Genomic DNA, 12,557 nt, shown 5'->3' on the forward strand with positions numbered 1-12,557 from the left:
CTGGTACGCTAATATGAGTAGTTTTTTAAGTACCGAACAGCAGGAAATTATCGATCTATTACAGCACGAGCTGTTGGATCTTGATCAGATGGATAAAGATGTTTTCGATGGCGATGACCATGCTGGTCAGCAGGTGCTACTGGAGACATTTTCCGTTCATTTGGAACACTTGGCTAACGCTTTGGACTTGGCCGGGTTGGATGCGCTGGCGGAAACTTGTAGCTGCCTCGTGGAAAACTTTAAAGACCTACAAGTAAATACACCGGTACCTATTGATAGTGGTCTTAGAGGTCAGCTGAAAGCTTGGCCGAAATTATTGATAGGCTATTTGCAGCAGGTTGGCAACCCGCAGGACCTTCTGACGGCAACCCATCATCTTTTGGATGCCGTAGGTGATAACGTTTGGCCTAAATATTTACAAAATACTGATCGCCAAAACCTACAGGTCCGATTACTAGACAACCAACTGGAAGAGCTAGAAGACGATGCAACTTTCCCTACGGAAATAACGGCTGAAATGACATCGTTGCAACTCCCAGCGGATGTTCGCCAGGAGCTTGTTGATGGCCTGATTATTGAGTTGCCTCGGCAGGTTGAGCAGTTTGAAGTGTCTATTAGCGATTATCTGGCTTCACATAAATTTGAAGAGCTAAATCAGGCTCAGCGCATGGCGCATACCCTAAAGGGTGCCGCTAATATTGTCGGTATTGCCGCTATTGCAAACCTAATGCATTTTACCGAAGACTTACTGGAGCTTGGTGTTAAGCAGTGGCAGCAAGCACCCGAAGGTTTTGACGAGCTTTTACTCAATGCCTCGGACTGCCTGGCTGCAATGGGCGAGTACGTGTGCGGTATTGGCCCCGCGCCGGAAGATGTTGAGGATGTGATGGCGCAGGTACTCGATTGGCTGCGAGGTTTAAAGCAAGAAAAAAATACTGCTGCGCCGCATCACAGCAATGATGTAGCGAAAATTCCTGCGCAGGTGAACCTGTCGGCTACTGTTGAAGCGATTGTAGCTGAAGCGGTTACGGTTAAACCCGTTGTCGATGAAACCGTTGTTAATGCATCGGTTGCGAATCCGCCAGTTGTTGATATCCCTAGTGAAACTTTGGGTATTCATATCGACACGGTTAATGATGAAGGTTTTTATCTGGAGCCCGACGATCAGAAAATCGATCTACCGTTGGACGTGCTTGATGCTGAACTTTCGGCATTAATGCTGGATGGGAATGGGCAAAAAGAGCACAGTGAAAGCCAGTTAGAAAGCCGTGTCGAGGCGTTGGAGTACGATCCAATCGACGGCCTTTGCGATGATGATCTTGATTTTCAAGTGCTGACTGACGAAGACGAGAGTAGTTTGTTTGATTTGCAGGCGCTGGATGACGATATTGCAGAAGATATTCCCGAGGTGATAGATGAGATAAAAGCTGAGGCTGCAGCTGAGGTTGAGATTGAGGTGGAAGTCGAAGCGAAGCCGATCATAGCCAATTCTGAACCTGTATTGGAACAAATAAGCATGCCTGTCGAATCCGTCCAGCAGGAAGAGCTGGGTGAGAAGCACTTTCTTCACCTTGCCGAAAATACAGCGCATGAGTTGTTACGCCTTGCGGGTGAATCGCAAATCACCAATACCCAGGTGGTGGCTCAAATCGATTCTTTACAAAGCAGTATTCAATTGGCCGAGGGCTATCACGGTAAAATTAACATCATGGCAGCAGAGCTGGAAATGTTGGTGCAAACCCAGAGTGCGCTGCGGGCTGCATCAAAAAAGTGGGGTGAAGATGAAATGGACCCACTGGAGATGGAGCGCTATTCGGAACTGCACAGTTTTTCGCATCAGCTATTAGAACTTACCACCGACTCCCATGAGGCTGTTATCCAAATTGATGATCAGATAACAACGTTGCAGGACTTAACTTACCAGCAAACATTGTTAAATCGTGAAAGTCAGACACTTATGCTGCAGATGCGACTGGTTCCCGTCAGCACCATGGTGTCACGTTTTAATCGTTGCGTGCGACAAGCTAGCCGTATGACCAAAAAAGTAGCGCGCTTGGAAATAGAAGGTAGTAGTACTTTGCTCGACAGCCGTGTTCTCAATACTATTGCCGACCCCATAATGCATTTGTTGCGCAATGCTGTTGACCACGGCCTTGAGGCCAGCGCTGCCGATCGAACGCAAAAGGAAAAAGTGGAAGAAGGTCTAATTACCTTGAGTTTTCGTCATACCGGCGAAACTGTCACCATTGAGTGTCGCGATGATGGCCGTGGTTTGAATTATGAGGCCATAAAAAAATTGGCGATAGACAAGGGGTTGATAAGTCCCAGTGACCAGGTTGACGAGTCTTACCTGAATCAGTTAATTACTATGCCGGGGTTCTCGACATGCGTTAGCGCCAGCCAAACCTCTGGTCGTGGGATTGGTTTGGATGCGGTTGTAAATGAAGTGAGGCGATTGAAAGGCAAGTTGTCGGTGAGTTCAAGCGTGGATAAAGGCAGTTGTTTTAGTATTACAGTACCCACCAGTATTATTAGCGGCCACGCGATTTTGGTGCCGGTTTCTTCTTCGAGCGAAGGGCAGTTTGTTGGCGTTGTGACGCGTAATATCGAGCAAATTGTTTATGTTCAGCGCAAAGAGTTACAACTCGATACCGATAACCCCGTTTTTACATTGGACGGCGAGCCGATAGCGTTAGTTGAATTTAGCCACCTAACCGGTATGCGTCGTTCTGCCGATAAAGCGCTTTCGGCGTTGCTTATTATCCGTCGGGCCGACGGTGAACGTGTGGCGGTGGCGGTACAAACGGTGATTGCGAGCCAGGAAATGGTGATTAAGCCACTCAATGAGTTTACTTATCACCCGCAGGGTGTGGTGGGCGCCACTATATTGGGCGATGGCGCAGTGGCAGCGGTGGTAGATTTACAGGAGTTACCGGGCATGAGCATGAGTGGGGTAGAATTTTCCCGCCTGCGGGAACAGCGCGAAAAGGTTGCACGAAGTGAACAGCACTACGATCAAGAATCACCTATTGCACTAATCGTGGATGACTCTTTGAGTGCGCGCCGTTCACTTGCTCAATTTGTGTCGGATATAGGTATGGAAGTGCGTACAGCGAAAGACGGCTTTGAGGCCATTAGTGTTCTCGCAGATAAAAAGCCGGCGTTGATGTTAGTGGACTTGGAGATGCCCCGTATGAATGGCTTGGAGCTAACGGCTCACCTTCGTTCACGAGAAGATACCCGTGATATTCCGGTTATCATGATCACCTCAAGAACGGCGAGTAAGCACCGTATTATGGCTGAAAATGCCGGGGTAAATAACTATTTGAGTAAGCCCTGGTCGGAGGACGAGTTACTGGAATGTATTCAGGAGCAAATGGCTTAGTGGGTTTATGAGGCTTGAAATTTTGGCTGACACGAAATTTAGACTTTTATCGCTTACCTATGAAAAGCTGCTGTTGCGAATGCGCGAGGATTTTCAGCGCAAGGGGTAATCTTTTGCTAGCGTTCTTAGATGTATAGGATTTGAAGTAATCGCGGGAAAAAATAGTGGCTATTGCGGTTCATGTTCATATTGAGGAATTTCTTTAATCTGCCAAGCATTTTTTTTTGCTAGCATAGAGAAATATTTTTCGCCGTCGGCAATTACGCAGCGAAATATAAGCGTGTCTCCGACTAATTTTGAGGTTACGTCGGTATCTGACACTTCCATATTTCTGCGTTTGAGGTACCCCTTTAATACAGTAAATGCCTCCTTTACTTCTGGTTCAGAATCGGCTAAGGCAGAAAATTCGGGTGGCTGTGTACAGCTGGTTACGATTAATAGAATTAATAACAAGCCGAGAAGATAGCTAAGTTTTGGGTAGACTTTATTAACACTAGGCCCTTTCATTATTTTATCCCAATAATCCTTTGCCGACTAACTACGAAATTCTAGTTTTTGATTTTTAGCCGATAGTACGCGAGTGCCGGCTAGCCCCAGCACAATGTCCAGAAGTATATTCCATACATCGCCGTTGGCCATGCCTTTTGCTGCTCGGTCTGCTAGAGCCGCTTTACGAATCAAGTCGTGTAACTGTCTGGTTTTTAAACGACTAAGGGCGCCTTTAAAAAGTGGTTTGCGCTTTTCCCATACGCCGTTACGCTGCGCGGCGCGGTCGAAGTGTTCGCCGCTATCTATAGCTTCGCGTATGCTATTCAGGGCGCGAATTTCGCGTGCAAGAGCCCATAGCAAGCTTAGGGGCTCGCTGCCCTCGCCGCGCAAGCCTTGTAAGCTGTGGGCGGCAGCGCGGCTGTCGCCGTGCATGGCTTTGTCGACCAAGCCGAAAACATCAAAGCGTGCTGAATCGGTTACTGCCGTGGTCATGGTGTGGGCGTCTATCAGAGTGCCTTCGGCTACTAATTTTAATTTTTCGATTTCCTGGACGGCCGCCAATAGATTACCTTCCGTTTTCGCACAGAGAATATCGATGGCTTCGCTGTCGGCATTGAGGCCCGCACGCTTCATGCGTTGATCGACCCAGCGCGCCATTTGCTGAGGACCAATCGGCCAAACTTGAATGGTTGCGCCACAGTTTTCGATAGCAGTAAACCATTTACTTTTTTGGCTGCGGGCATCGATCTTAGGGCTGACGATTAGCAACAGCGTTTCTTCGTTTGGGGATGCACAGTATTCGGCAATGGCTTTACCTCCGGCATCTCCAGGTTTACCATTGTGGACACGAATTTCAATAATTTTTTTGTCGGCAAAAAGCGACATGGCGTTAGCACTGTTGTAAAGCTCGTCCCAACTGAAACCCGCATCGGTATGATAAAGTTCGCGCTCGATGAAGGCTTGTTCACGCGCCGCCGTGCGTATAGCATCGCAGCTTTCTTGAACAATAAGTGGTTCATCGCCGAAAACAAAATACACCGGTGCCAGTGATTTTTTTACAGTGGCGGCAACTTGTTCAGGGCGAATTTTTGGCATGGTTTGTTATCTGGGTAAGGTGTCAAGTATACGCAGGCTGAGTTCTTCGCGCATTTCCTCAAGTAGTGCTTTTTCTTCCTGGTTTTTAGCAACAACTAATTTCGCGTCGAAATCGTAATTGCGCCAACTGAGAATTTTCTTTGAGGGAGTAATGTCTTCGTCTGAGGTGTTGCCGAGGTTCGCTTGATAGCGATAAAGTACGCTCAGCGTGAGTTGGTATTGGGCGGTTACGCCTGTGTCGGTTACGGCGAGTGGGCGTTTGTCGAAGTCTTCCACCTCAATAATTAATGATAGTGGCGCCTGCGAGCTGATCTCGATGTTTTTTTCGCGTAGAAGTTTTTTGAGTGACTGGCCCATTTTGCTGTTGCGTTGATAAAGCTGTAAGTCTAGCTGGGAGGGAAGGGGCGCTAAATTTTTTACACCGTTTTCCAGGCCGCGAAGCTGCCAACCGCAGGCGGTAATACTTAGGATTAGTATGGTTGCTAGTATTTTTTTCATGTGTTTTTTAACCTGCTTATTCGATGCACCGAGTCGGTGTGAACACGCTCGGTGAGGCGGCTTTCATCGGTGCCCGATTAACATAGACCATTGTTTTATTCGTAATGCCCGCTTACGTGGGTATCTACCTATAGGCTTGTCATAAAACCTGATAATAACTACATAAATAAAGTAGGCTCCCGCGCTCTAGCGAGCTGCGGGAGTGACGAATGGGAGTACCCGTGCGCGTAACCCGTTTTACTCTAATTGGCCACAATATTAACTAGTTTCCCGGGTACCACAATGACCTTGCGAATCATTTTTCCTTCGATAAATTTCGCTACGTTTTCGTCGGACAGCGCCATTTTTTCGAGTGCTTCCTTGTCAGCATCGGCTGGCGCATCGAGTTTTGCACGTAATTTACCATTAACCTGAACAATCAGGGTTATGGAACTTTTTGCGAGTGCAGCTTCGTCGAATCCTGGCCATTGTTGGTCAATAATCGATGTTTCGTTACCCAATTCTCGCCATAACTGGTGACAGATATGAGGAACAATTGGGGCTAATACCAACACCGCAGATTGCAGCGCTTCGCGCTCAACGGCCAAGCCTAATGGCGTGCTGCGGTCGGCGTGACGGCTTACTTCGTTTAATAGCTCCATTACAGCAGCAATAGCGGTATTGAAGGTTTGGCGGCGGCCGTAGTCATCGGACACTTTCTTAATGGTTTCGTGGGTTTTACGGCGCAAATCTTTTTGCGCGCCTTCGATAGCCGCTGGGTTTAATTCGCCCGGTTCGCCCGCTTTTATGTGAGAGGCAACGGTTTTCCAGAGTTTCTTCAAAAAGCGGAAACCGCCTTCAACGCCGGTATCAGTCCATTCAAGGGACTGTTCGGGAGGTGCGGCGAACATGGTGAACAGGCGAACAGTATCAGCACCGTACTGTTCAATTAGGTCGGCGGGGTCAACGGTATTGCCCTTGGATTTGGACATTTTGGTGCCGTCTTTTAATACCATGCCTTGGCACAACAAGCGTTCAAATGGCTCGTCGCATTCGACTAAGCCCTCGTCGCGCATTAATTTGTGGAAAAACCGCGCGTAAAGCAGGTGTAGAATTGCGTGCTCGATACCGCCCACATATTGGTCTACGGGCAGCCAGTAATTGGCCATGTCGGCATCAAGCATGCCGCTGTCGCTGGGGGCGGCATAGCGGGCGTAATACCAGGAAGACTCCATAAAAGTATCGAAAGTATCGGTTTCTCGCTCAACTGGCTGGCCGTTTATTTCGTCTTTTTTCCATTCTGGGTCGGCCTTAATGGGCGACTGTACGCCGTCCATTATTACGTCTTCTGGCAGCAACATGGGCAACTTGTCGGCCGGTACTGGAATTTCACCACCGTCGGGTAAATTGAAAATGGGAATAGGTGCGCCCCAGTAACGCTGACGAGAAACACCCCAGTCACGCAGGCGGTAGTTGGTGGTCACACGCCCTTTTTTTGCGGCGATAAGGGTTTGTGAAATGGCTTCAAAAGCGGCATTAAAATCTAGACCTTCGTATTCGCCGGAATGCACCAGAATACCTTTTTCGGTGAAGGCTTCTTTGTCTATATCGATGGGCTCATCGCCCGCTGGAGCGATGACTTGTTTAATCTCTAGACCGTACTTTTTGGCAAATTCCCAGTCTCGCTGGTCGTGTGCGGGCACGGCCATTACCGCGCCGGAGCCGTAATCCATTAGCACGTAGTTACCCACCCACACGTCCACCTCTTCGCCGGTAATGGGGTGAAGGGCTTTCAGGCCGGTGTTCATGCCTTTCTTTTCCATGCTCGCCATATCAGCTTCGGCAACCGACTGTACTTTGCACTCTTTTATAAAGGCATCCAGGTCTGTGTTGGTTTCGGCCGCGGCTAGGGCGATGGGGTGTTCGGCTGCGAGGCTGACATAGGTGATGCCCATGGTGGTATCGGGGCGGGTGGTGTACACCTCGAAATTGTCGATGCCGGCAACCGGTGCGAGTAGGTCGAAGCGCATTTCTACACCACGACTTTTACCGATCCAGTTGCGCTGCATGGTTTTAACTTGTTCTGGCCAGTTGGGCAGTTTGTCGAGGTCGGCCAGTAGTTGATCTGCGTAGTCGGTAATACGAATAAACCACTGGGGAATTTCTTTGCGTTCTACCGCGGTGTCGCAGCGCCAGCAGCAGCCATCAATGACCTGCTCATTGGCGAGTACGGTTTGGTCGTTGGGGCACCAGTTAACCGCCGATACTTTTTTGTAGGCCAGACCTTTTTCATACAAACGGGTGAAAAACCACTGCTCCCAGCGGTAGTAGTCGGGTTTACAGGTGGTGACTTCACGGGTCCAGTCGAAGCCGAAACCAAGCTCTTTCAACTGCTTGCGCATGTAGTCGGTGTTGTCGTAGGTCCAGGCCGCTGGTGCGGTGTTGTTTTTTATGGCGGCATTTTCGGCGGGCAGGCCGAAGGCATCCCAACCCATGGGGTGCAGTACGTTTTTACCCTGCATTCTTTGGAAGCGGGCGATCACATCGGTAATCGTGTAATTCCGCACATGCCCCATGTGTAACCGGCCGCTTGGGTAGGGAAACATAGCCAGGCAGTAAAATTTGTCTTTACTCCGGTCTTCGGTTACTTCAAAACACTTACTGGATTCCCAAAATTGCTGGGCGGACTGTTCGATTTCCGACGGTTGGTAGAGGTCTTTCATGGGTGGGTTGGCTGTCTGCTTAGGAAGTTTGTTTGGATGATAAAAAGAAGGTCGACATTATAGGGTTTGCAGAGGGTGAAAGTAAGTCAAGTTAGGGGTGCTTGTGTGCTTGAAACCTCTGTGTAGTGCTAAAACGGGGCATGTTTGTCAATATCGGCTCTAAAACAGGGCGCTCAGTATGGGTGTTTTCACTTTTATAGCCCTAGGCCTGTGATTTTGACGCAAGGTTGGCGGTATCTTAGTGCTATTGCCGCTACTGAGTTGAATAGTTTAAGGGTGGTACGGCCTTTGCAGAAATGTTGAAAGTAATGATCGACCCACTCTTTACTGGCCCTTATGTATTGGTCGGAAAAAGAACTGAGAACTGTTGAGATAGCCAATGCTAGAAGCCCGGTCTTCGTTAGAGATTGCCCCATCCGCCGCTGGTATGCAGGATGCCGAAACCACTGAATACCAGGTGACCTGCTGCCTTTATCGCCAAGGCGACGACTTACTTTCGTTGATTATCCAAATTAACCAGTTGATCAAGGTGGTTCAGAAGCACAGGGGCGCGAGCATGGGCGTGTTAGCCGGTGATGAAAGCTTCACTAAGGACCTAGACACTCTTCAGCAGCATATGGCAAGGCGCTTGGCGATGCTGGAATGCTTTGCCCGCTCTACCGGGGGCTTGCTCTCAGATCGCGATAAACAAAACCTGCATCTCGCATGGGCCACCATTCGCCACGATTGGCAAGACGATAATGTTAGCGATAATTTTGAACTACATACGCACTTGATTGAGCAGTTGCAGGTCATGTTGGTCTCATTGGCTAAAAAATTGGAGCAACCGTTTAGTGCTGATCCGGAGGCTGGGGAGGCTCTAGCCGGGGGCGACACGGCATACCCGAGGCACTTCAAGAAAATTGAAATGCTGAACTTTATCGCCCGCCAGTTACCTGACATGATTGAGCAGTTGGCCAAAGTGCGCGGGCTTTCGGTGTATGCCGCTTCGATTGGCAGTGTCGATTTCTATAACGACCGCAAGTTGCGTTTTTTATTGCAGTGCACGCGCGAGCAAAGCGATAAACTCCGCGGGCAGGCAGAGCGTATAAACGAGCAGCTTGCCGGTGGTTTTAGTGCTTTGCAGGCATTCAAAAATATTGAATTAAAATTGCTCTATCTTCTAAATACCGTAGAGCAGGATGTGCTTTCAGGGTTGGATATTTCCACCGGCAGCCAGCAGTATTTCACTCTGGCCACTGAGATTATTGACGTGTATTGGAAAGTGGTTAGCGACGGTTTGTTACAGGTGCGTCAGTGGCAGCAAGAAGATCTTGATGATTGGTTGCGGCAATAATTATTGATTGCGCTTGTAATATAGGTAGTGGGCGTACTACCTATTTAGCGAGCACAGTGCATTTCTATTTGTTTTTTTCTTTGGCAATGGCCAGTTCACGAAAATCGCTGATATAGCCGGTTAGCTTTTTGTTCATTTTTTTACTTTGCTCAGTGGTTAATTCATTGAGCAGGTTTGCTAGCATGGTGTAGGTTAATGCTTGGTTGTAACCCATGCGCTTTTCCAGTTCTTCATTCCAGTGATCGGTATGAACGAATAGCAGCTTGCGAATGGTTTTGTCGAGCTGTTGGCGTTGTTGTCTTTGGTTGAGTGCCACCTGTAATTCATCGGCCCATATTTGCTGTTGCTTTAACGTTAATTCTTCAAACGGTTGTAGCGATTGACTCCATTCCAGCATTTTGGTTTTTTGCGCCGCATTGAAGCCGCTAATGGCGATATTGAGGTGATCCCTTAAATCCGTTGTGCGCGTCTTATGTAATTTTTTCTCGCTGATATCGACATATTCTTTCTGGTACTGGTCGCGTTCTTTTTGCAGGCTGTTCATTAGCTCCTTAACCTGCTCATCGCTTAGTGTTGAGGCTAGCTGAACAAACATGGGGGTGAGCTTGACGATGCATTCGTCTAGGTACACCTGTAGCTCGTCAATTTCACCGTGCATCATCTCCCCGGTCATATTGCGTGCGATCAGGCGCATTTGCAGGCCTTCCAGATAGAGCGCGTAGCGGGTGAGTTGGGTGGTGCGGTGCCAGTGGTGAAATTCGGCCAGCTGCTTTTTAGCGTAGTTTTTTTGCTCTTTGTTTAGGTCGACATAGGTTTCGAGATACCAAAGAATACCCCAGTCTAGAAAATTGTAGGCGAGCTTAGTGGTGCAGCCGTTGAGCAGGAATAGGCATGCGGTTACAAGGGTGATACGTTTGAGAATCTGGCGCCAAGAGGTAAGCATGAAGTTGTCTGTTTGGAAGCGTGGATAAGAGCCGCGATTATAAACGAGGATGGGTGAAATGCTTTGGGCTAATTGTAAATAATTGACTGGATGTCTGAGGCTGGTGTTTGGTTTACGGCGTTTTAGAAGGTTGCCGGCCACTCCATAAGCGAAGCGGCCGGCTTTCATCAGCGGAGTATCATAATGTCTTTAGGTACTCTACTAGCGCCCAACGGTCCTCTTCGCTAATCGGTGGCAACCACTCAGTTTGATATTGGCCATCGGCATCACGCAGCGGCTTACCGTTGGTGTCACGCTTGATCATCGGTGTTTTACCGGCGGCATATTCGTGACCAGCGTTACTATTACTGGGCAGGCTGGTGTCAAACACGAATAAATCCGGGTAACGTTCGGCCGATTTACTGGCAAAGCCTACTTTTACGGGGTCGAATTCACGGCTGCCCACAGTAAAGCGCGTAGATCGACATTCGCGGCCTGAAAGCTCTGCGGTTATTTGCTCTGAGCTGCATTGAGGCAGGAAAAGTTCATACAGGTTTTGTACGGATCCATTGTGAAGATAGGGTGCAGTAGCCCAAATGCCGTTTAACGGGCGACCTTTGTAGGCGAGAAGGTACTCCGCCGGGTTGGTGTTACTTTCAAAGTTTAGTTGGCGGTCACCGGTCTGTGCGGGGTTGTCCATGATAGAGCCCAGCACGTCGATCATGCGCAGCAGGCCTCGGTAGATAGCGGGCTTGTCGAGATCGGGTTGTGTTACAACACCGCGACCCGCTTCTGCGACTAGCGGCAGCGCTTTGCTATCGGTGCCGAATTTGGGGCCTTCGGGTTTATCGTGGTCTACTGGTAATCCTTCAAAATAGCCGGATTTACCGCCGTAACTGACGGCGTTCATCACCATTTGCGGGTCGGTACCAATGAGCGGTAGTGATGCCATTTGCGCTTGTACTGTGCGCTTGGGATCGGTGCGGTCTATCTCTTGATGACATTCCTGACAGCGGTATTGATCATAAACCTGGCGCCCTTGCTTGGCTTTGGTTTGGTCGATGGAGGGGAGCTGTTGCGGCCATAGGGGAGATTCGAGCTTGGTAAGATGGCGTTCCAAGCGGATGATATTTCTGACGTCCACCGATGATGGGTAGCCGTTATCTTTGGTTTGTTTTTCCAGGTTCATCGTGCCGAAAACGCCCATAACCTCGCCTACATTGCGACCGAGTGCGCCGGTTTTGGCGTTCTCGCTTACGCCATTCCACTGCACAAAATCGTGTTGTGGTGTATCCCATAGAAACGGATAGCTCACCGGTGCACTGGCGGGATTGAAGTTAGTACTGCCGGCTAGGTGGCCGAGTATGCGGTTATAAATACGGCCGAAGGCGTCTAGGCGGGCGTAGCCGTAGTGCACGGTTTGGTCGCCGTGGGTAGGTTGGTTTACGCGATTGTAGGCTTGTTGTTTCAGGCGTGCAGCAACCACCATTTCACGGGTTTTCTCCAGCGTTTCTTCCTGGGCGTCGCCAAACATATTGCGGTTTAGGCGTTCCAGTTTGGCGCTGTTGTTAAGGGTGGCGGTTAGCGTGGCTTCCAATGCAATCAAAAAGCCTTCCATGTCTGACATCGCCGGCCCGCCGTCGATGCGTATCCCCAAGCCTTGGTAGTTAATTTGTGCAGTATGGCAGGCCGCACAGGTGAAGCCGATATAGTCATTGCCGCGATAGCTGTCTTTTACGATGCCGATTGGTAGGCCGTCGGGGTTATTCCAGCTAGGTTTTTGCGTTAGGTAGCGGTAACGCAGAATGTTCTCATCGGCGCGAAACAGTTCTTCGCTGTTCGCCTGCTCCAGGTGGATAAAAAGGTCGTAGGGTATTAAGTCTGAGCCTTGAGTGGTGTTGTAGAACCACAGGCTGTCTAGCGGGCCCCAGTTTTGGTCTAGGTAGGCAATGGTGTTCACACTGTCACCAAAAAAATCGGCTTCGGCGGGTTTCGCGCCGCGGTCTTGTGGTGCTGTCACCCATCGAAATAAATAAACGGCAGACGAAACAAGGAAAATAGCGATAAAAACGGTCAGAAATGTGCGCGGTTTAAATAGTTTTGCCATGGTAAGGGCCCTGAATTTTATTG

The 12,557-nt window shown here is 49.2% G+C and carries 8 protein-coding genes; 2 read left to right on the top strand and 6 right to left on the bottom strand.

Features of this window, described 5'->3' with window-relative positions; translation table 11 throughout:
- Positions 1-13: 13 nt before the first annotated feature.
- Positions 14-3,385, top strand: a complete 3,372-nt coding sequence (locus tag H5336_RS14035) for a response regulator (protein WP_185234897.1) — start codon at positions 14-16, stop codon at positions 3,383-3,385.
- A 168-nt stretch (positions 3,386-3,553) separates the two neighbouring features.
- Here the strand turns inward: H5336_RS14035 and H5336_RS14040 are convergent, their stop codons facing one another.
- The 4 genes from H5336_RS14040 to leuS all read right to left on the bottom strand — a co-directional run bounded on the left by H5336_RS14040 (position 3,554) and on the right by leuS (position 8,169).
- On the bottom strand, positions 3,554-3,892 hold the full coding sequence (locus H5336_RS14040; protein ID WP_185234898.1) for a hypothetical protein: 339 nt from the start codon (positions 3,890-3,892) through the stop codon (positions 3,554-3,556).
- A gap of 27 nt (positions 3,893-3,919) precedes the next feature.
- Positions 3,920-4,969 (bottom strand): DNA polymerase III subunit delta, encoded by a 1,050-nt coding sequence (holA, locus tag H5336_RS14045; RefSeq protein WP_185234899.1) that lies wholly within the window; start codon positions 4,967-4,969, stop codon positions 3,920-3,922.
- 6 nt (positions 4,970-4,975) lie between these two features.
- A complete protein-coding gene (locus H5336_RS14050) occupies positions 4,976-5,467 on the bottom strand; it encodes an LPS-assembly lipoprotein LptE (RefSeq protein ID WP_185234900.1) in 492 nt (163 codons plus the stop codon).
- A 242-nt stretch (positions 5,468-5,709) separates the two neighbouring features.
- Positions 5,710-8,169, bottom strand: a complete 2,460-nt coding sequence (gene leuS, locus H5336_RS14055; protein WP_185234901.1) for a leucine--tRNA ligase — start codon at positions 8,167-8,169, stop codon at positions 5,710-5,712.
- A gap of 379 nt (positions 8,170-8,548) precedes the next feature.
- Here leuS and H5336_RS14060 point away from each other — a divergent pair, with 379 nt between their 5' ends.
- A complete protein-coding gene (locus H5336_RS14060) occupies positions 8,549-9,505 on the top strand; it encodes a lytic murein transglycosylase (protein WP_185234902.1) in 957 nt (318 codons plus the stop codon).
- A 64-nt stretch (positions 9,506-9,569) separates the two neighbouring features.
- Here the strand turns inward: H5336_RS14060 and H5336_RS14065 are convergent, their stop codons facing one another.
- Together H5336_RS14065 and H5336_RS14070 are read right to left on the bottom strand one after the other, a co-directional pair.
- Positions 9,570-10,448, bottom strand: a complete 879-nt coding sequence (locus H5336_RS14065) for a DUF6279 family lipoprotein (RefSeq protein ID WP_185234903.1) — start codon at positions 10,446-10,448, stop codon at positions 9,570-9,572.
- A 178-nt stretch (positions 10,449-10,626) separates the two neighbouring features.
- Entirely contained in the window at positions 10,627-12,534 is a 1,908-nt protein-coding gene (locus tag H5336_RS14070; protein WP_185234904.1) for a di-heme-cytochrome C peroxidase, read from the bottom strand.
- Positions 12,535-12,557 lie beyond the last annotated feature (23 nt).

Origin of the sequence: Teredinibacter franksiae (assembly GCF_014218805.1) — a bacterium.
Classification (GTDB): Bacteria; Pseudomonadota; Gammaproteobacteria; order Pseudomonadales; family Cellvibrionaceae; genus Teredinibacter; species Teredinibacter franksiae.